Annotated in this window: 18 protein-coding genes, 1 tRNA gene, 1 rRNA gene and 1 riboswitch; of the genes, 4 read left to right on the forward strand and 16 right to left on the reverse strand. The window is 39.5% G+C overall.

The window, feature by feature from the left end; all coding sequences use genetic code 11:
• Positions 1 to 181: ribosomal RNA gene (locus AB685_RS06495) — 16S ribosomal RNA — on the reverse strand; the annotation flags it as partial.
• A gap of 482 nt (positions 182 to 663) precedes the next feature.
• Positions 664 to 765: riboswitch (TPP riboswitch) on the forward strand.
• A 72-nt stretch (positions 766 to 837) separates the two neighbouring features.
• Here AB685_RS06495 and thiT point away from each other — a divergent pair.
• On the forward strand, positions 838 to 1425 hold the full coding sequence (gene thiT, locus AB685_RS06500; RefSeq protein ID WP_047969791.1) for an energy-coupled thiamine transporter ThiT: 588 nt from the start codon (positions 838 to 840) through the stop codon (positions 1423 to 1425).
• A gap of 293 nt (positions 1426 to 1718) precedes the next feature.
• Positions 1719 to 1901 carry a hypothetical protein gene (locus AB685_RS06505; RefSeq protein ID WP_047969792.1) on the forward strand — a complete coding sequence of 61 codons (183 nt, stop codon included), beginning with the start codon at positions 1719 to 1721 and terminating at the stop codon, positions 1899 to 1901.
• A gap of 42 nt (positions 1902 to 1943) precedes the next feature.
• On the opposite strand, the gene AB685_RS06510 is transcribed toward AB685_RS06505, so the two are convergent.
• Entirely contained in the window at positions 1944 to 2474 is a 531-nt protein-coding gene (locus tag AB685_RS06510) for a GNAT family N-acetyltransferase (RefSeq protein ID WP_053073741.1), read from the reverse strand.
• Between the two features lie 2 nt (positions 2475 to 2476).
• Entirely contained in the window at positions 2477 to 3394 is a 918-nt protein-coding gene (locus AB685_RS06515) for a DMT family transporter (RefSeq protein ID WP_047969794.1), read from the reverse strand.
• A gap of 126 nt (positions 3395 to 3520) precedes the next feature.
• Between AB685_RS06515 and AB685_RS06520 the strand changes: the two genes are divergently transcribed.
• Both AB685_RS06520 and AB685_RS06525 read left to right on the forward strand, forming a co-directional pair.
• Complete coding sequence (locus tag AB685_RS06520) at positions 3521 to 4222, forward strand: MgtC/SapB family protein (RefSeq protein WP_047969795.1); 702 nt, start codon at positions 3521 to 3523, stop codon at positions 4220 to 4222.
• A gap of 61 nt (positions 4223 to 4283) precedes the next feature.
• A tRNA-Ala gene (locus AB685_RS06525) sits at positions 4284 to 4355 on the forward strand.
• Positions 4356 to 4429: 74 nt separating this feature from the next.
• Here the strand turns inward: AB685_RS06525 and AB685_RS06530 are convergent.
• The 13 genes from AB685_RS06530 to dcuS form a co-directional block, all read right to left on the reverse strand.
• Positions 4430 to 5500, reverse strand: coding sequence for an acyltransferase (locus AB685_RS06530; RefSeq protein ID WP_047969796.1), 1071 nt, complete (start codon positions 5498 to 5500; stop codon positions 4430 to 4432).
• A gap of 30 nt (positions 5501 to 5530) precedes the next feature.
• Entirely contained in the window at positions 5531 to 6304 is a 774-nt protein-coding gene (locus AB685_RS06535) for a glycosyltransferase family 2 protein (RefSeq protein WP_128755814.1), read from the reverse strand.
• Positions 6305 to 6346: 42 nt separating this feature from the next.
• The gene (locus AB685_RS06540) at positions 6347 to 7726 is read right to left on the reverse strand and encodes a sugar transferase (protein WP_047969798.1); all 1380 of its coding nucleotides are present in this window, start codon (positions 7724 to 7726) and stop codon (positions 6347 to 6349) included.
• Positions 7727 to 7842: 116 nt separating this feature from the next.
• On the reverse strand, positions 7843 to 9519 hold the full coding sequence (locus AB685_RS06545) for a hypothetical protein (RefSeq protein WP_047969799.1): 1677 nt from the start codon (positions 9517 to 9519) through the stop codon (positions 7843 to 7845).
• Positions 9509 to 10648: a glycosyltransferase family 4 protein gene (locus tag AB685_RS06550; RefSeq protein ID WP_082153537.1), complete on the reverse strand. Its 1140-nt coding sequence runs from the start codon at positions 10646 to 10648 to the stop codon at positions 9509 to 9511. The genes AB685_RS06545 and AB685_RS06550 overlap by 11 nt, the downstream gene beginning before the upstream one ends.
• 18 nt (positions 10649 to 10666) lie before the next feature.
• Entirely contained in the window at positions 10667 to 11929 is a 1263-nt protein-coding gene (locus AB685_RS06555; RefSeq protein WP_047969800.1) for an O-antigen ligase family protein, read from the reverse strand.
• Positions 11922 to 13388, reverse strand: coding sequence for an oligosaccharide flippase family protein (locus AB685_RS06560; protein ID WP_047969801.1), 1467 nt, complete (start codon positions 13386 to 13388; stop codon positions 11922 to 11924). The genes AB685_RS06555 and AB685_RS06560 overlap by 8 nt, the downstream gene beginning before the upstream one ends.
• 36 nt (positions 13389 to 13424) lie before the next feature.
• Positions 13425 to 14054 (reverse strand): CpsD/CapB family tyrosine-protein kinase, encoded by a 630-nt coding sequence (locus AB685_RS06565; protein WP_047969802.1) that lies wholly within the window; start codon positions 14052 to 14054, stop codon positions 13425 to 13427.
• The gene (locus AB685_RS06570; RefSeq protein ID WP_047969803.1) at positions 14047 to 14772 is read right to left on the reverse strand and encodes a Wzz/FepE/Etk N-terminal domain-containing protein; all 726 of its coding nucleotides are present in this window, start codon (positions 14770 to 14772) and stop codon (positions 14047 to 14049) included. Before AB685_RS06570 ends, AB685_RS06565 begins: the two co-directional genes overlap by 8 nt.
• Positions 14773 to 15084: 312 nt before the next feature.
• A complete protein-coding gene (locus AB685_RS06575) occupies positions 15085 to 16416 on the reverse strand; it encodes a 2-hydroxycarboxylate transporter family protein (protein WP_047969804.1) in 1332 nt (443 codons plus the stop codon).
• 49 nt (positions 16417 to 16465) lie between these two features.
• Complete coding sequence (locus AB685_RS06580; RefSeq protein ID WP_047969805.1) at positions 16466 to 17656, reverse strand: NADP-dependent malic enzyme; 1191 nt, start codon at positions 17654 to 17656, stop codon at positions 16466 to 16468.
• A gap of 128 nt (positions 17657 to 17784) precedes the next feature.
• Complete coding sequence (locus AB685_RS06585; protein ID WP_047969806.1) at positions 17785 to 18495, reverse strand: response regulator; 711 nt, start codon at positions 18493 to 18495, stop codon at positions 17785 to 17787.
• Entirely contained in the window at positions 18488 to 20083 is a 1596-nt protein-coding gene (gene dcuS / locus AB685_RS06590) for a DcuS/MalK family sensor histidine kinase (protein ID WP_047969807.1), read from the reverse strand. The genes AB685_RS06585 and dcuS overlap by 8 nt, the downstream gene beginning before the upstream one ends.
• Positions 20084 to 20115 lie beyond the last annotated feature (32 nt).

Consider the following 20115-nt stretch of genomic DNA (forward strand, 5'->3'; position numbering starts at 1 on the left):
TTATCCGGTATTAGCTCCGGTTTCCCGAAGTTATCCCAGTCTCACAGGCAGGTTGCCCACGTGTTACTCACCCGTCCGCCGCTGACTTCTTAAAAGCAAGCTTTTAAGAAGTCCGCTCGACTTGCATGTATTAGGCACGCCGCCAGCGTTCGTCCTGAGCCAGGATCAAACTCTCCAATAAAGAGTTTGAGCTTTTGCTCAAAATTTGCTAGCTTGTCTTACTTTTCGTTCATTTGTTAATCCCGTAGGATCAACGTTTGACGCTGTTGTTTTGTTTAGTTTTCAAAGATCATTTTTTTACAAGTTTCGCTTAAAAGCGACTTCCTAATCATAACAACTTGTACATTTAAAGTCAAGCGATTTTTTAATTATTTTTAGAAGTGCTTTGTTGCTATATCAACGTCGACTGCTCGAAGCGACAAGATTAAATATACCATCCCAACAACTATATTGCAATACTTTTTCTGAAATGTTTTCAAGTTAGAGAATCTAATTAAAGTTAGAATTTTCATTTCTAATAATAACATAGAAGAAAGCTGACTTCTATCAGCCCTCCCTGCAGGTAATTGTTATGCTCCTTATGAGACTTCAGGATAATAGCATAGGTTGAAAAAGGTTGTCGTTTAATACAAGTTTATGTATGATGATAAGTGACAAACGAATTTTTTCCACGAGGGGAGCCTTTATGGCTGAGAGTGAACTTGATGTTCTGACCCTTTGAACCTGTTAGTTAGTACTATCGTAGGGATGTGGCGTATTTATTACTTATTCTACTTAAGCAATAAAGGAGCCCTCCTTTATTGCTTTTTTTATTTTGTATTTTTTAGGGGGATTATCATGAAGAAAAATAACACGTTATTTCTTGTAGAAGTTGCCATTTTTGGAGCACTTGGCTATTTACTAGACTTGTTGGCCGGAGTCTTATCATTACAGATTTGGCCGCAAGGTGGTGCAATAACTATCTCCATGGTGCCAGTATTTATTATGGCATTTCGCTGGGGAATGAAAGGTGGCCTTTTATCCGGATTTATTCTAGGGCTACTTCAGATTGTAACCGGTACATTTTTGGGAATTAATCCGGTGCAAATTTTCCTTGATTATGTAGTAGCATTCACTTCGCTTGGATTTGCTGGAATCTTAGCAAAACAAGTTGTAACCTCTGCGAAAGAAAACAATCTAAAGAAGCTTGTAATTTATGTAACTATTGCTTCCTTTATTGGATGCTTTCTTCGATTCATAGCTCATTATGCCGCAGGAGTAATTTATTTCGGATATCTCGCACCGGACGGACAGCCAGTATGGCTTTATTCATTACTTTATAATGGATCATTCATGCTGCCTAGCTTTGTTATTGCAACTATTGTGACGGTCTTATTAATTAAAACAGTACCACGTATATTCACCTTTAATAATTCCATTGCTTAAGCTGGCCACCATGGTCAGCTTTTTTTAATGTGTAAAAATACTAGAATGTTCTATTAAACAGTCTCATATAATCTATTAATTAATGGCTCTGTTAACCGTCACTGTTGATTTTCGCACTGGGCTTCGCTTTCCGCGGGGCACTTGTGGAGCCTCCTCGGCAAGCCTGCGGGGTCTCCCCTAAGCGCTACCTCCCGCCGGAGTCTTCGCCCTGTGCTACAATCAACAACTAAAATGTCTAAATTATTAACATTCTGCTTTAACAGAGCCTAATTAATAAAGCAGGGGGATAAAATATGGATATGATAAAATACGCAGCATTTTCAGTAGCTTTGTTAACTTCGCTCGGTCTGTTTTTATTTTCATACTTTGAAGGTTTGCGTATAAGTAATGAAGAAGGAAAGATACGTGGAGAAGGTTTCATTGCGAGTGTTTCTCTTGCGATGTTTTTTGCGATCATGGCCACCAGGCTCCACTGAAAAATACATAGTAAAAAAAGCCGATCATTAATGTCGGCTTGTTTACTTATCTAACTTGGAGAGTAACTCTTTAAGGTCCCTCCAAGCGAATGCAATTTCTTCATAGTGCTCTCCACCGATACCTATCAGTTTAGTTTCCACTTTTTCCGGCAAAAGAGAAAGATAGAATTGCCGACCAGGATTGTCCGTCAAGACCCACACAAGCATGGACTGATAGTTTTTTTCCTGTAGAAACCTAGCGACCTGCTCAACAAGCTTTCTACCTATCCCTTTCTTTTGATAGTCTTTGAGAAGGTAGATTGCGAAAAGTTCTGTATCTATTCCATAACCATTTGTTCTTTCTGGTCCTGCATTGGCAAATCCAACTATCTCCCCTTCGTCCACCGCAACAAACAGGCAGCTTTTCTCATACCCCTGTTCAATGGCACCTTTCCACATTTGCTGCCTTCTATCCTTAGATATATCTTGTAAATAGCTATCTTCAATGATTCCCCTATAGGTAGTTCTCCAACTTTCCACGTGAACATGTGCAATAGCAGATTCATCTCCAGGTGCCGCTAATCTTATCTCCAATACTATTCCTCCCCTTTTATCAATTTAGGCAAAACCATTTCCACCTGGTTGTTTTTACGATTATCTCTTAAGAAATAACCAACACTTAGCATTACAAGCATTCCTCCTGAAAATTGCGTCCAGGTCACTATTTCACTCAATACAAAATATGCAAGAATAGCAGCACCGATTGGCTCGAACAGAATGCTCATGGATATGACATTGGTGCTGATATATTTGACTGCCCAATTGAAAAAAGAATGCCCCAACAAAGTCGGGAAGATAGCAAGCATGATGAACCAACCCCAGTCTGATGAGGCATATCCTGTGAAGGAATCACCCATGACCAGTACATATAAGAATAAAGTAACACTACTAAATCCATAAACAATAAATGTATAGGTGATTAAAGAGAGCCTTTTCCTGACATCCTGCCCAAACAGAAGATATGCTGTTACAAGCGCACATGCTACCAATGCCAGAATATCACCAAAAAGAGCCATTCCACTTATTCGAAAATCTCCCCAACTGATTACGACACTCCCAACTATCGCCATAATTCCACTAATTATAGCTTTCTTGCTAAGTCTTTCTTGGAAAAATAAATAGGTTCCAATAAAGGCGAACAGAGGCTGAAGGGTCACAAGTACAGTCGAACTTGCTACACTAGTATAGTTCAGGGATTCAAACCATAAAATAAAATGAAACGCCAGAAACACACCGGCCAGACCTGAGAAAAGCCAATCCCGTTTCGTAATATTTTTCAGCTCCCCCACATATTTATATAAAAATATGGGTAATAAAATTATCACAGAAAAAAGTAATCGATAGAAAGCTATTACTCCCGCAGGGGCATCCGCCAGTTTGACAAAAATTGCGGATGTGGAAACAGTAACCACACCTACCGCGAGAGCAACGTATGGATTAAACCACTTGTTCATTAACCTTCACCCACAGTATCAGAGTTTTTCAATTATACTTTCTAATTGTACAGAATATTGCTATAATTTTCTAACATATAATTTATTATTAAAGTAATTTTATAGTATTTTTTCAGGAGGGGCGTTATGGAATTATTCTTAGAATATATATACAAATACGATTTCGTAGTAAAATTGATCTTCGCGACTGTAGCTGGAATTATTATAGGATTGGAACGGGAATTGAAAGGCAAACCTCTCGGATTAAAAACCTGTGTCATTGTTTCGGTTATGGCTTGCCTTTTGACGATTGTTTCCTATGAATCCGCATTCCTCTACTCCAAGGAATATTCCAGACCGATGGATCCAGGACGTATTCCTTCATATGTAATTAGCGGTATTGGATTTTTGGGAGCAGGCGTGATTCTCCGCAGAAGTAATGAAGCCATTTCCGGCTTGACCACAGCGGCATTGGTATTAGCTTCCGCAGCATTGGGAATTACAATCGGCGCAGGATTCTTCATCGAAGGTGCTTTCGGTGTTATCTTTATCATCCTTGGTGTGAAGGTCATCCCTTCTCTTTTTGATAAGATCGGACCGAAGAAACTGAAAGAAAAAGAAATTAAAGTGAAGATCTACCTCGAAAAAGATGTCGATCTGACCATAGTCATGAAGGAAATCCATTATAAAAACTTGGCGATTAAACGAGTCAAGGTAAAAGAGGAAAAAGACGATATTGTTCTAACTTGCATCATCACAACCAAGAAAATCGTGTACACCACAGATGTCTACTATGAACTGAAGTCACTAACAGGTGTCATCCAGGCCGAAGTGGAAAACATGGATTAAAAACATTTTTAAAATTGTTTGCAAAAGAAAGATTTTTTGGTAAAATGAATTCAGTCTTACTGGGGCGGTAGTTCAGTGGGAGAATACTTCGCTGGCAGCGAAGGGGTCGTGGGTTCGAATCCCATCCGCTCCATAATTAAGGCACCACTACTTTGTAGTGGTGCCTTTTTCTATGCGCTTAACCTTTAATTATATACTTTATTCCATTCAGGCTCCCTTCCGTTCTTGCTTCCCCACGCTTACCGCACCCTCTTCCCGCTCCTTTATCATCACCTTTCTTAAATAACCATTCATCGGCTTTTCAATCCAAACAAAGACGAAGCTACAAGAAACTATTGTCATGGTAGTGATAATTACCATTGACAAAGTGTATCCAAGTAAGTGGATAAGAAGTGTTTCTCTGAACAAAAGCATGTAAAAAACGAGAAACGGTCCATGGGCAATATATATCGAATATGAGGCATCACCTAAGAAGAGAAGACTCGGTGGGATTTTTCGTTCTATACGATCTTTAATTGCTATTCCCAAAACTATCAACAAAGCAAAGAAGCAATAGAAGATAGGAGTATAAAAAGAAAACCAATTATAGATATGATTTACCCATATTCCGAAGTAACCAATTACACCGACAGTAAGAAATGTGTTGGCGTATTGCTTCATGTTATAGAGAATGGACACATAAGCGATAAAAGTGCCGGCAACTATTTCCAAAGTAGAAAAACTGAACAAGAACGTTTCCCATTGAAAAAAGAGGTCTGATTTTAACAGAATGGTGGTGAGCACCCATATACCAATAATAGGTTTAAATATTTTTGGCTTTACTATCACAAGGCTGAACATAAAATAGAAAAAGATTACGTGACTCAAAGACCAAGCGGAAGTAAGAATGGGCTGGGATGGAAAGAGTATCAATGATTTCCATATTTGTTCCCAGCTGTATGGTTCATGTAACATCGGGAATAGCAAGGCAAGACCAAATAGAATTATGGTGAACAGCCCGTATAAGGGAAAGATTCGAATAACCCTCTTTATGAGGAATTCCCTAGCCTTCCCCTCTACTCCAAAATGACGATGGTAAATATAATAGATCATAAATCCCGTAACCACAAAGAAGAAATCCACCCCGCCGAGCCTCTCCCAACGTCCCAGTCCAAACCAGTCATATTCAAAATTACGATAAAACAACACATTCACATGACCGATTACAACAAGCAAAATGGCACAGACTCTAGCAACTTGTAAAATGGAAAGTTTTCTACCTTTTTCTGATGCTGCCATTTTTCGGATCCTCCTCTGTGGTACGTGACTCTAAATTGTTTTGGAATGCTTTCTGACGGCATGGAATGAATAATTCATCAAATACCAGAATGATGCGACAACATTCTTCTTTTCAATCTTTCGATAGGTGTTCCATGTCTTTTTGGCGGATTTGATTTTGTTGCTCGATAAAGAGTTTTCACATTTTCGGTAAACTGCTAGCTCCTCATTCAACCCATGGGCAGTAACTCCTTTGTTCAAGATGGAAAGCCAAAGCCCGTAATCTTCTGAACAATCCCTGAACAATTGCATTTGGAAGTAGCCCAACTTCGTCTTATTCAGAACTACTGTCAAGGTCCCGATTGCCGTATTCATCAGTAACGTTCTGTAGTTGATGGATGGAGGGGCTGGAAAAACCACATCCGTCCTTTCTCCATCCTCTTTCATGATACGGTAGGCGGTATAAGAAAAGGCGCTATCGTGTTTCTTCATGAAAATCAGTTGCCGTTCAAGCTTGCTTGGGTGCCACAAGTCATCACTGTCAAGGAATGCGACATACTCCCCTTCCGATGCATTTATGGCAGTGTTTCTGGCATGCGCTGGTCCACCGTTTTTCCATAATTCAATAAGCTTGATCCGGGAATCCCCCTTCATCTTTTCGCGAATGATATCTTTGGTATTATCTTTGGAACAATCATCCACGATAAGCATTTCCCAATTTGTATGAGTTTGAGCTTGGACAGAACGTATGGTATCAAGTATATACTTAGATGCATTGTAGGTTGGGGTGACAATAGAAACTAAATCCTTTGAATTTGTTTTCATCTCTAATCCCTCTTCCTCCATATTTTATGATTCCAATTACGATCAATTATGCTTTGCTATCGTAATACCACTGTAACTCGATTTACGTTCCACTCCCGCTTTCACAGTGACACCCATGGCTTGTTTTCGCTGTAGCACAACACGGATAGTCTGCAATAGTATTTTCATGTCGAGGATAATGGAGCTATTCCTGACATACATTAAATCGTATCGAAGCTTATCCTCCACCGTCGTACTATAGTATGCATTTACCTGTGCAAGACCGGTTATTCCCGGTTTCACTGTAAATCGTTCCACGTATTCAGGAACTTCCTTTTTAAATTGATTGATGAAAAATGACCTTTCGGGTCTTGGTCCGATAAGGCTCATTTCTCCTTTTAAAACATTCAGCAATTGCGGTAGTTCATCTAGCCTAAGAGCCCGGATCTTCCTTCCAAGAGGTGTGATTCTAGGATCCTTTTCCAATGCCAATACTGGTCCGGTAATTTTTTCAGCATTTTCGATCATGCTCCTGAATTTTACAATTCGAAACGGTGTTCCATCCTTTCCGATTCTTTCCTGTATAAAGAAAGCTGGTCCTTTTGATGTAAAAGGAATCAGGAGGTACAATGTCAACAAAATAGGACTAAAAAACAGCAGCATGCTAATAGAAATAACAATATCCATGCTTCGCTTAAAAAATTTATGGATACCATTGATCTTGGTGGAAGGTATCGAAAATACCATCATATCGTCCACTTGCTGCATTTGAGCATCCATCAAAACAAACTCAAACATCTCGGGGACAATCAATACTTCTTTTCCATGTCTCATACACAAATTGGTAACACTGGCTTGCATGCTTCTTGGCACCTCTGGGCTGATAACTACAACATCAATTTGGCTTAGATATTTTTTGATTGAGCCTTTATTTTGGGTTGTGACAATTTCCAACACTTGAAACCACCCTTTGTGATGATGACGGAATTTTTCTGCCACCTTTTGTCCATCCATATTAGATTTGGAAACTACTAATACATTTTTCTTCCCATATCTGACCTTATTAAAATTCCAAAGACTAATTCTTGCAGTCACTATTAAAAAAAATTGAAGAAACGAAGCAGTCAACAATACATTTGCGTCCACCACGTGTGGAAGAAAAAATGTAAACATCCATGTTGAAAAGGTGAAGACCATCATGCCAAGGAAAATAGTGAATAATAGATTACTCGAGCTTTTCCTCTTCCAGTCTGAATACAGGTCGAACAAGTAGAAGGTAAGGATACATAATGTAGTTAACAAAAAGGTATGATTGGAGTTCGGCTCAAAACCGGTTAATTGTTGATAGAAATATGCAGCAAGGAAGTACCCAAAATACAATATGGATACATCCATCCCAATCAATAGCGTTTTCTCTAATCGTTTACTGAAATGGATATTCATTTCACTAAACTCCTTTCTTTACATGAGGGGAGATTCTGTACAATAATAATTCATTTTAATTATCGAAAAAGGATCATTTTGTGCTCAATAACGAACGCGAAGTTAAATATTTTTCCTTATGACACTTCCTTCATCGGTTTGTATTTATAGAGCTTCTTGAAAAGATGAAACATGCTATAGTCAAACCTCTTCCCATCCAATACGGTTATATCACCGACCGATGAAATAGTATGGACACCATCGGGATACATGCTATCGTCTCTAGGCTCCACAGGGGAAACGGTAACTTCCTCAAACTTATCAATTGTCAGGGCAGTGACCTTATTAAGTACAATTCTCCCACCATAGGTTTTTGAACAATCCTGGGCTGGACGTATTATTTGTTTGTCATGTAAAAATGGCGTCCCTGCTGGTCTGCTTGAACGAATATCCACTTTAACCGGATTAGAAAGATGTGGATTCCAGTCTCCAAATAGTTCTTTTGCAAAATAGATGTGTAGTTCACTATTATCACTTTGCGGGCTTGAACCTGCCTTTGTACAAAATAACCACCAGTAATCACCATGATGAATAATCGTGGAATCCACAGCCGCAAACTCCTTAAGAATTGTCTTGAATTTTACCCATTTTCCGTTCACCTTCTTATATACCGCGACTTCCCTTGCTTCGGATGTTTCCGGAATACAGTACACTTCCCCACCGTACTCCAATAAATACGGATAGGACATATGGCTTTCAAGTTTCATCACAGAACGGCTCCAGTCTTGAGCAACTCTTCCTCTGACTTCCCCTTTCATACTGACGCCGGAAATATAGCCCTTGACCACTTTATGATCAACTTCCTCCATTAGAATATGGATACCGTCTTCATCTTTCAATCCGAACGGATCTGCAAAGTAACAATTATTCTCAGGGACTAACCAGTCAATAATGGGATGCTTATCGTTTAGAAACGAATGGATTGGCTTATGCACAATACCAACATTCCAAAACTCATAACAGAAGAGCTTCCTATACAATTTCCAAGCTTTATGTTTCCAAGTAGCAGCAATAAATTTGACTGTTTCAACTGTTGATGTAAGGTATTCATTCTCTGATATCGTTGTTGGGATTACTTGGATGCTTTTTTCCTTGTGTTGACTTGGATAATCAAAAATTTCTTTGCATACAAGAGCAGGCCAATTTAATATAGATTGACAAAGCATTTCTTTGTTTTTTCGAAAAGAATGGAATACAGTGGCGAAGTATCCCTTCCTCAAAGGAATCCATTCCTGCGGATTACCAGTTAATCGATAGAGGCCTACCTCAGTGACAGGTTCATTATTCCTTATTTCCCGCCAACCTCCAGGAACTTTTGGACATCTCTCGGATTGGCCATACCGGAATGTCCAAACACCATATCTGGTCACGTTTAGGAGTTCTCCATCAATCCCTGTTTCATCTAAATGAAGAATGAAATCGAGGTCCATCCCCTTTATGAATTCCACATCCTCTTTACTGTAGGGGGTTTCAAGGTCTGCAAAGTTTGTACAATGGATCTTGGGAACCTTTCCAAAATTATCTGGAGGTGGAACCCTCTTAAACAACTTGCTTCTTAATCTGACAAACGAATGATACATCTTGTAAAGCGGAGACTGCTTTCTTACAACAGGCTTTTCCGGAGTTTCTACTATCATGGCAAGCTTCACTTCCGGCATGGTCATTAATAGTTTGATACAATCCAACTTCCAATGTTCGAGACAATTTCCTTTCATGGTTATAGCAAAGCGAATCATTTTTCTTTTATCCATCATGGTTCGGCACCTCCATAACCATAGAGCGCTTTTTTATTTGAGTGGACAATCCTTTTGGTTGGCTGTCGATTTTCTCTCCAGCGACTTGTAAATACACTTCCAAAGTGCACTCTATCATCTTATTTAAGGAAAAATTCAACTCCACTTTTTTTCGTGCCTCTTTAATTAGTTGCAGTCTTATCAACTCATTGGCAAGTAAATACTCTATTCTGTTACAAAACTCTTCCTTGGAATGTGTTGAAACCAAGTAACCGCTTTTGCCATTTTCAATCGCTTCATTTATTCCGCCTCTATCAATAGATACGACCGGGGTACCTACAGCCATCGCTTCGAGAACCACCATGGGGAAAACCTCTCTATGCGACGTAACCAAAAGAATGTCCATATCCCAAAGAAACTCTGCAGGGTAATTAACCGCTCCTAGCATCTGTACCTTTTTCTGTAGGCCCAGCTTTTCGATCTGTAGCTGCAGCACATGGGCATCCGGCCCATCCCCTGCAATGTGGAAAGTTATATTGGGATGATTGCGGGAAGCATCTGCCACTTCCAAAAAGAAGTCATGGTTCTTTTCCTTTGAAATCCTTGCGAGAATACCAACTTTTTTATGAGGGAGGTTTTTTTTACGGCGATAATCAAACTGTTTCAGATCAACGCCATTGTAGACCGTACATATTTTTCTGCTTTCAATACCAAGATCTATTAACTGATACTTTTCAAAATCACTTACAGTGATTATTTTACTGGTGTACTTATTAAGAAACTTTCTAAAGAATAATGGAAAGTATTTTTCCAGCAAAGTCACATTGTGCTTTGTATAAATAATGCTGATCTTACTTTTGATAATCCAACTTAATACAGCAGCATAGAATAACATCCTCAAACTGTTTGCATGATAGATTTTGATATTCTTTTTCCTCATTAATTTCCACAATATCCATAGATTTCGAAAGTGGTTTTTTTTATGCAGCAAAGTAAATCTTTGTTTCTCCTGAATGTTCTTGTAAAGCTCTCCAGTGGCTGAAGCATAGTAGAAGTTTAAATGAGGGTGGGAGAGCTCATTCTCCAACTTACAAAAATAATTTTCCGCACCACCCATAATCAGCTTATCTGTGACAATTAGTACATTCATTTTTCACACCTCCTTTTACTAACTGATACGTTTATTCAAGGGTGGATAAGCCTCTAATTGATGTTTGATATCATCCTTTTTATTGGACCTTTCTCGTTGAATGGAATGCAGAAAGGTCGAAAGAATAGCAATATACATGAAAAACATATCATTGATAATGACGGATAAAAACATCATTTGAAGGACAAAACCGATATATGCTAAGAATAAATATTGTTTTACCCGGTGAACATTGAATCTCCATAATTGAATAAAAACCAAGTAAATAAATACTAGGAAAAAAGAAATACCCACAAGTCCGGATTCAGATAAAATATCCAGAAATGTATTATGGACTGTCAGCGTATCATTATGGTGAAAAAGATTGTAGTTCGAAAAATTGAAGGCTCCTATTCCCAAAATCATATTGTTGGAAAAGAAATCCCATGCCCTCTCCCATAATTCGAATCTACCGCTTCCTCCATCATTTGCAAAATCTTCAAACCTTGAATCGATTATTCCCAACATGTCGAATTTCAGTTGAACTATGACGATGTATGCCAACAGACTTAACGATAGAAGGGAACCTAACAGAATTTTGATCTGTTTTACCGGCTTGTTCAATACTAGGTATATGATAAACATGATTACCAACGCCACTAATCCCCCCCTTGAAAAAGTAAGAAGATTTGCTGTAATACACAGCATTAATCCTAATCTGTTCTTCCAAGTGTGTGGATTACATATATAGTAGGCAAAAAAGAGAGTATTATAGAATACAAAAAAGTTGGGATCTTCCAACAGCCCGATTAACCTAGGGTAGCTCCGGTCTACCATCACTCCAAATTCTAATACCCTTTCACCCTCAAATTCCACGTTTGCACTTCTAATTCCTAATACGTAAAAGATCAGACTTGCAACGTTGAAGATAATTCCTGCATAGGATATTCCCTCTTCAATCACTTTGGGACTGGAATAGCTCAATATGGATTTCATGATGAAATAACATGTTAAATAAAGCGTGATTCCCAATATTATTCTTAGACTGGATTCAGGATGTAAAGCAAAAGCTCCCGAATAGCAATAGATGAAATAAAAGAGTAGCATCGCCACCTCAAAAGATTGCAGACGCTGAAAATAGAAAGATGACAGATGGATAAAAATGAATATTAATAGAAAAACCATATAAGGCTTTAATGAAAAGCCTAATGGAATACTATATCTCGCCAAAGTAACTAGCAGTATCATCAAAAAAATAGTGAACCGGTACGGTTGAGATTTTATTTGAAGACTACTATCCATTTTCCATCCCCCTTTCATTTTCATGCTGCTTCTTCCATTTCTTTTGAAGTGCAATTTTTATAAAAAGCTTCAGCTTCTCTTTTAGTTCTTTATCTAGGATAAGAAACGAAAATAAACTGACAAGGTGCAAAATCACGGCTAGGATTGGATAGATGTGCAAGAAATACTCGAAAAGGACAAGTAATACCATGAATAAGGTCAAGTATGGCACTAATACCTTTCTGGCCACCTCCCCTCTTTCTGCTGTAAATAGCCAAAACCCAATAAGTGTAACAAGTTCAATGGTGATTCCGGCAAAGGCTGCTCCAATTAAGCCAAATTGACTGCTGAAAAATACATAAAGAATAATCCCTATAATCACAGCGACCAATTGAACAGAAGTGCGATAAAGTTGACGGGCTCTAGTAGTCAGTCCATCTGCAAGCGAGATATTAACTGCTTGCAGAGTTAACAGGATGGAAAGTATTTTCAAAGGCAAGACCGCCTCCAGCCAATTCTCCCCAAACAATAGACCAATAATAATCTCTGACAAATAGTAAAAAGGAATAGTCATCACCATGCCTATCAAAGCCATGATCTTGGTCTGAGATATCAACAGAGATAGGTGTTCTTTTAATCGTTGGTGGTTGAAATGTTGGAATAAAACCGGATAATAGGCACCCGCCACAATGAAAGGAATCTGTTGCAGTGCTTGCGGAATCCGATACGCAACAGCAAATAAACCAACTTCCTGCAACGTAAGTGTTCTTTCTAAAACAAGAGGACCAAGATGGGGAAGTAGGACAAATAATAGTCCTCCAAGAGTGAACGAACCTAGATTCTGTAGTAGTCCTTTATGGAACTTACCCCTAAAGTTAATTTTCATGCTTTTTATAAGCATCGCTATCCCGAATAGCCCGCCTGCCAAGTAAGAACAACCATAAAGGGAAGAGATGGTAACAGGACTCAACGAAAAGAGCATTCCGATTAGTATGGAACTGACTAAACATATAGCTGAGATAATACGGATCAGTCCGCAATATTGCATCTTTTCCTTCAATTGAAAATAGGTAATACCAATACTTTGCATGGCAACTCCGGTAACCATGGGAAGCACAAGAAAGTAAGCGGTCCGTATTAATTCTGCGTTGTTGCCATGCAGGATCTCTATCAATAGAAAACCTACAGCAAAAGTCACTATTAACAACCCTGCGCGCATTTTTATGTAGGAGGAAATGACAACAGAGACATCCGCCCCTTTTACTGAACCTTCCCTCAGCACGATATCACTCAATCCCGCATCCGTGAAATATGACATAATCATCGCGAACGCCAATACCACACTGAATAATCCATAATGATAGGATTGCAGGTAGTAGGCAAGTATGATAAGTGCCCCTGCATTCAGTACACTGCTAAGGGCTGTGCTGTAGAACAAGTGAAAGATATTGGTCGAGATGGAGTTACCTTTTTGTTTCATCTTATTGTGCCCCTTATGGTCACAGCTTTTCTGCCACTAAGCTGTTTGATAGATCACACCTACAATTTTTTTGTTCGACCTTTCAAGGTAGTGCTTCGTTTGAAGTGCATCATCCTTTTTAGTACTGTGCTCTTTTATCACAAGGATGACGCCATCACATTTTCTGGATAGGATATGGGCATCGGATGACTTTAAGAAAGAGGGAGCTTCAAGTATGATTACATCGAAAAATTGGCTCCAGTCCGTCATCAGCTCTCCCGCTCTATTAAGGAGACCGGTATTGGAAACGTTCTCTTTAGATGCGCCTGCCGGCAGAAGGAAAAGTCCGGGTGTTGAAGTCATTTTAGCAAATAAGTTGATACTCCCTTTTTCCTTAATGACATCTACCAATCCACTGGAATTGTAGACATTGAAGTACTTGTGGAGGGAGGGCCTTCTTATATTGGCATCTACCAAAAGTACCTTCTTACCCAATTCAGCAAATGAAATTGCCAATTTGGCAGAAATCAATGCCTTCTGCTCTTCCAGATTGGGAGAAGTTATTGTCAGTAATATACTGTCCTTCTCCAATTCATCTTCAATATTGGTCCGGATGATTCTAATCTGATCCGTACTTATCATGTTTTCCTTCAGTGATAGTTTTTTGCCCCATCTATTTTTAAACACGTACTTCCCTCCTGCTTTTCGATTTCACTAATTTTCTAGTTTGGCCTCTCTCATCCACCACTAAAGGAATTCGCATTTTCTGCTTTAAATTGATTGTTCCCAGAACTGGAATGCCTATCATTTCTTCCACTTCTTTGGAATGTTTGATGGCATCATCAAGATCTTCGCGAAGCATTGCCATCCCCACTCCTAAGAAGACACTGACTACAAAGCCGATTCCCAGGTTCAAAGTAAGGCTCCCCACCTCTTCGGGCTCTATCTCTGTTGCGTTCAATACTTGAATATCTGCTACATTGAAGGACTCCATCATGAGCGTCACTGCTGTTGAAGAGATACTGGTCGCAATTTTTTTCGCCATTTCCGGATCGTGATCCCTCACAAGCACATTGATGATCTGCGAGTTCTTATTATTTTGTAAGGAAACCTCTTCCTCAAGGTCGGTTGTAAGGTTCATTTTAGTTTTTACTTCATTCAGTACAATGGGACTTTTCAGCAAGTCCATTGTCGAAGCCAGAAGCATATTGATTTCTCCCTGTGCCCCTCCTTCTCTCTCCAGTTTTCCGACAAGTATGGTAGAGGTAGCTTCATAGGTTGGTTTAACAATGAATATAGATACAATTGTTGTGAGTAAAAAAAGGCAAAGGAAAGTTACTATAATCGTTTTGAATCTCCGTTTTAAAACTTGAATAAATTTTTTCAGGTTCATTCTATCGTCCATAATATCCTCCTAAAACAGTTTACTTGAATCTGTATAAATCAAACCCTTTGGCATCTCCCTTGCTATATATCCACATACATTATTCGTTATAAAGAACATTATGCTAAAAAAAAATAAATTTCCATTCTATTTTACAATTTATCCCTCTCCTTCACCCCTCTTATCGTTCTTTATAAAGAATTATTTATTTGATTATACTACACTTTCTTTCAAAATAACATCAATCCGTACTCTTTTTTTAAAAAAACTTTACAATTCAGAGTAAATAGATGAAAAAAGCCCGGCGATCTTCATCCGGGCTTTTCTTCATTACTATAAAAACAAAGGAATAATCAATCCAGCACCAAGAAGTATCAACGCTCCTCCAAGCCTTGAAGAGATTTGAGCAAATGGCATCAGTTCCATTCTCTTTGCAGCTGATAGTACTGCAACATCCCCTGTTCCGCCCATATTTGCCATGCATAGGCCGGCGGTGATCGCTGATTCGATTGGATAGAACCCTACCAGTTTCCCTAGAATTCCCGCTCCGATGACAGCTCCAACCACGACACCTGCTACAATCAGAATGTATTGTACGCTCAGTGCATTTAGAACTGCATCAAGGTCTGTGTATGCTACACCAATACCAAATAGTAATGCCAAGGTCCAGTTTTTTGCGACAAATTGATACCATTGGCTCGCTCCTTCTACAACCGATGATGGAAGAAGGTTTGCTATTTTTACGATGGCAATCAAAATAATCATGATAGCATATGGATGTAACGGCATCCATACATCAAGCAAGTACCCGATTGTAAAGAAAGTCAGTGCTGCAGCCATTCCGGCACCCATCTTACCTATTTCATATTTTGGTGTCGTCTTTTCATACGTAAAACCTTTCATTAAGACCCCGTTACCTGAGAGACTTGGCAACTTGTTCCCCAAAACATTCAATGCGCTTGCAAGTACAATGGCAAATACATTACCGAGGGCTAATGCTGGCACTAGAATAGATATATAATAGCTCGGACTGTTTCCTAAAAGTTCTGAATAGATTTGACTCATAGGTACTGCTCCTGCACCCATTCCCCCTCCAAGGATTGGCAAGGTAATCACTAACACCGCTTCTTGGAGTGTGAATCCGACCATCATTCCGACCATCGCGGCGATAGCCATTGCGCCAAGCACCGCACCAATAATCGGTAAGAAGAATCGAACGCCTACCTTTACAAGCATTTGGGAGTTCATTCCTAAAATACTTCCAGTAATCAAGGCTGCAATATAAAAATCAAGGAATCCACCTGTTGTCATAAAGCCATTGATGGAAGTAGAAACACTTTCAGGTAACAAACCGCTATAGACCATGTAAGCGGAACCAAAAATGGCTACAATGGCTCCTCCGCCGAGGAAAGTCTTGATGATGGGCAGACGGTCGCCGATCCATCCCAAAGCTTCACCAAACACTACCATGACTAGAAGAGCACCTATCATACCAGTTGGGAGATTATCCGTGTACACAGCCAGAGCTGTCAGAACAAGGAATACCCCGAACCAAAGAATGGGTATATTAAAAATGCTTACACCTTGTTTTTGGGGAATGGAATAGATTTTGGTATCGTTTTTGGAAGATAGAGTTTCTGTGGTCTTTTTTACAGCTTGCTCCATTTAAAACAACTCCCTTTTTCAAATTATTGAGCATCAAGTTCTGTATCAATTAGGATACAGAACTTGACCGGTCGGATTTCTTGTTTGCAATATTTGCGACAGCCATTGATACTTCCACTGCCACTTGCTTATCCAATGCTCTTGGAATGATATTGTCTGCGCGTAATTCTTTTTCAGGGATCATTTTTGCAATGGCATATGCAGCAGCAATTTTCATTTCTTCTGTGATATTGGTAGCTCCGGAATCAATAGCTCCTCTGAATATACCTGGAAAAGCCAATAAGTTATTAATCTGGTTAGGATAATCAGAGCGCCCGGTGCCAACCACGGCAGCCCCTGCAGCAAGTGCCTCTTCCGGATAGATTTCAGGTATAGGATTTGCAAGAGCAAAGACAACCGGATCTTTTGCCATTTTCATAATATGGCTCTGATTCAAAGCTGCGGGACCGGAAACACCTATGAATACATCTGCACCTGAAATTGCTTCATTAAGCGTTCCATTAATTTGATGCAGATTGGTTCTTTTAGATATATCAGCTTGACTATCATTCAACCAATCCAGCCCTTCACAAACAATTCCTTCCAAGCTGACAAGGGTGATATCGGCAAATCCGGCTGTCAGCAGCAGCTTTGCGATGGAAATTCCGGCAGCACCAGCTCCGTTAATGACGATTTTAGTCGTTTCCATCGGTTTCTTTACTAGCTTTAATGCATTAATCAAACCACCTAATACAACGATTGCGGTACCATGCTGATCATCGTGGAATACAGGAATGTCCAGCTCTTTTTTAAGTCTTTCTTCAATTTCGAAGCATCTTGGTGCTGCAATATCCTCCAAATTGATACCCGCAAAGGTTGGCTGAAGTGCTTTAACGATAGAGACGATTTCATCCACGTCCTTTGTATCCAAACAGATGGGAAATGCGTCAATATCTGCGAACTGCTTGAACAGGATACTTTTCCCTTCCATTACCGGCATCGCAGCTTTAGGACCGATATCTCCGAGACCAAGCACTGCAGTACCATCTGTCACAACGGCAACCATGTTACCTCGTGATGTCAATGAATTTATCTTACTTGGATCCTTTGCAATCTCCTTGCAGACGTCTCCTACACCAGGTGTGTAAGCTAAACTCAAGTCATCCTCTGTATGGATGTCTATTTTACTTACAACAGCTATTTTTCCAGCGTGCTCACGGTGTAGATTCAGAGCTTTCTCTTTCAAATTTGTTCCCTTCATTTCCATCTCTCCTTTAAGAAATCGCTTTCACTTTTTTTCATCCTACTTGGAAAGATTGGCTATTCATAGATTAATAAACTAATATATGAGTTTTGTAATTAAAAAAAGTGACCATGTTTGGTCACTTCTTAATAGTACTTTGAAAGAATATCCACATTCATTTCCTTGTAGACGTATTGATAGATGGGCCTGCCGATGGTGCCATAGGTCATTCTTTCACCAAGTACACCGATACTTTTTAGGAATTTTAAATATTTTCTGATGGAAACTCTCGATATTTGGGTGATTTCTGCAATATCCTCCGTGGAAAAGGAATCGTATTTTTTTAGTTGTATTGCATCCATCACCACTTTTAAGGTCGCCTTTGTCAATCCTTTGGGGAGATTATCCATTTCCATAGCTTGATGTTGCTGGTGGAGTATCTGCTGATCAAGTTCTTTTTGGCTAAAAACCTTTTGTTCGGATAAAAGCGTCCATTTCTCTTTATATCTTAGAAGAGCCTGCTTGAATCTATCAAATTCAAAAGGTTTGATGAGATAATCGAAAGCTCCATAGTTTAAAGCCGACTGAATTGTTTGAGCATCAGATGCAGCTGTTATAAAAATGACGTCCGTCCGGGCTTGGATTACTCTTAAATTCCGCAATAATTCCAGACCGGTTTGCCCGGGCATGAAATTATCAAGCAAGATGAGATCCACTTCTTTATTCTGCAAAACTTCCTGGGCTGCATCAGGCGTGTGAACAATGTCCACCAAAATAAAGCCGTCCAGTTCTTCAAGGTATCGTTTGTTGAATTCCGCTACCATTGGATCATCATCCAGAATTAATACCTTAATCATTGCTGTTCACCTCCAATGGTATCTCTATATGAAATACTGTTCCTTTGTTCTGGAACGTATCCACTACAAGCGTCCCACCTAATTTATCGACGCTTTTTTTCACGAGAAATAACCCGTATCCACGGTTCGGCCCTTTTGTTGAATATCCTTTTGAAAAGATATTTTTAAGAACCATGTCCCTTATTCCGGTACCGGAATCCTCCACAACAATGGTAAGTCTTTGTTCTTTAAGAGATAGCCCGACATTTATTTTCTTAACTTCACTACTTTTGAGCGCTTCGATGCCATTATCGATTAAGTTTCCGAGTATTGTAATCAGTTCATGAATGGTATTTGATTGTACAGGTTCCGGAATCGACGTTTCGGTGTTTATTGTCAGTTGCACTCCACATTCCCTGGCATAACTTAGCTTGCCAAGAATGAAGCCTGATAGCACCGGATTATCAATCTTGGTCGTGACAACGCCGATTTCCTTATGGCGGTTTTGAACCGTTTCATTAATAAAGCCTGTGAGTTGGTCATAATTTTTCATTCTCACCATGCCCAAAATGACTTGCAACTTATTCATAAATTCATGGGATTGAGCCCGTAAAGCCTCCGCATATGATTTAACACCTGTCAGTTGTTCAGCAAGGAAATTCACCTCTGTTTTATCACGGAAGGTTGAAATGGCACCTACTACATGACCGTCCACTATGAGTGGAACCCTGTTGACCAGGCATGATACCCCGTTTATTTCCAGTTCTTCGTCGAATTCAGGCGTTCCAGAGTCGAGTATTTTATCAAGACGGGAACTCGGCATATACTCACTTACTTTCATTCCCACCGGATTTCCTTCAAGTCCTGCCTTTTGGAATATAGCAAGAGCAGATTTATTGACGAGAACAATCCTGGCCTCATTATCTACAGCAATAACCCCTTCCCGTACAGATTGGAGCATCGTGTCCCTTTCCTGCAGGATTTTAGCTATGGCAAATGGCTCCAAGCCATATAATGTCCTCTTAATATAGGCTGCAATCAATATGGCACCAATCAATCCGGCCATTAAACCGATGAAAGAACCGATAAGTAGTTTCAAATGACTTGCAAAAACTGAATCTTCCACCTTTTCAAGTGAGATTCCAACTGCTACAGCACCAACCTGACTCCCTTGTGCATCATAAACAGGAGTGAAGGTTCTCAAAGAAGTCACCATTGTCCCTTTGGAAATGGACGTACTTTCTTTCCCCTCGAGTACCGTTTTTTCGTCTCCACCTTCAAAAGGAAGGCCAATATTCTCTTCATTTGGATGCGACTTCCGGATACCATCCATATCCATTACGACAATAAATAATACTCCTGTCGTCTCCAAAACCTCTGCAGTATAGGGCTGTATATCGGAAGCTTCTTTTTCAGATATCAGCCCCTGCCTTACCCTATCATCTTTTGCCACCATCCTGGCTATTATTTTAGCTTTTTCTTCTTGATCTTCCTTTATTGTTTTGGTTACATGCTGATTTACCAATATATCCGTTATTAATAGAGATAACACGACAACCAGACAAACGAGCAATATAATGAGAGGCCTCAGTCTCAACTTTTTCAACATACGTGAATCCTCCCGCAGTTTTCATTGCTACT

The sequence above is a fragment of the Bacillus sp. LL01 genome (assembly GCF_001037965.1).

Coding starts and splice junctions, on each gene's coding strand:
- AB685_RS06555 (WP_047969800.1), bottom strand. CDS start 11,929: ATGGATAGTAGTCTTCAAATAAAATCTCAACCGTACCGGTTCACTATT.
- AB685_RS06530 (WP_047969796.1), bottom strand. CDS start 5,500: ATGGCAGCATCAGAAAAAGGTAGAAAACTTTCCATTTTACAAGTTGCT.
- AB685_RS06580 (WP_047969805.1), bottom strand. CDS start 17,656: ATGAAGGGAACAAATTTGAAAGAGAAAGCTCTGAATCTACACCGTGAG.
- AB685_RS06550 (WP_082153537.1), bottom strand. CDS start 10,648: ATGAATGTACTAATTGTCACAGATAAGCTGATTATGGGTGGTGCGGAA.
- AB685_RS06545 (WP_047969799.1), bottom strand. CDS start 9,519: ATGATGGATAAAAGAAAAATGATTCGCTTTGCTATAACCATGAAAGGA.
- AB685_RS06570 (WP_047969803.1), bottom strand. CDS start 14,772: ATGGACGATAGAATGAACCTGAAAAAATTTATTCAAGTTTTAAAACGG.
- AB685_RS06520 (WP_047969795.1), top strand. CDS start 3,521: ATGGAATTATTCTTAGAATATATATACAAATACGATTTCGTAGTAAAA.
- AB685_RS06505 (WP_047969792.1), top strand. CDS start 1,719: ATGGATATGATAAAATACGCAGCATTTTCAGTAGCTTTGTTAACTTCG.
- dcuS (WP_047969807.1), bottom strand. CDS start 20,083: ATGTTGAAAAAGTTGAGACTGAGGCCTCTCATTATATTGCTCGTTTGT.
- AB685_RS06560 (WP_047969801.1), bottom strand. CDS start 13,388: ATGAAACAAAAAGGTAACTCCATCTCGACCAATATCTTTCACTTGTTC.
- AB685_RS06515 (WP_047969794.1), bottom strand. CDS start 3,394: ATGAACAAGTGGTTTAATCCATACGTTGCTCTCGCGGTAGGTGTGGTT.
- AB685_RS06575 (WP_047969804.1), bottom strand. CDS start 16,416: ATGGAGCAAGCTGTAAAAAAGACCACAGAAACTCTATCTTCCAAAAAC.
- thiT (WP_047969791.1), top strand. CDS start 838: ATGAAGAAAAATAACACGTTATTTCTTGTAGAAGTTGCCATTTTTGGA.
- AB685_RS06540 (WP_047969798.1), bottom strand. CDS start 7,726: ATGAATATCCATTTCAGTAAACGATTAGAGAAAACGCTATTGATTGGG.
- AB685_RS06535 (WP_128755814.1), bottom strand. CDS start 6,304: ATGAAAACAAATTCAAAGGATTTAGTTTCTATTGTCACCCCAACCTAC.
- AB685_RS06585 (WP_047969806.1), bottom strand. CDS start 18,495: ATGATTAAGGTATTAATTCTGGATGATGATCCAATGGTAGCGGAATTC.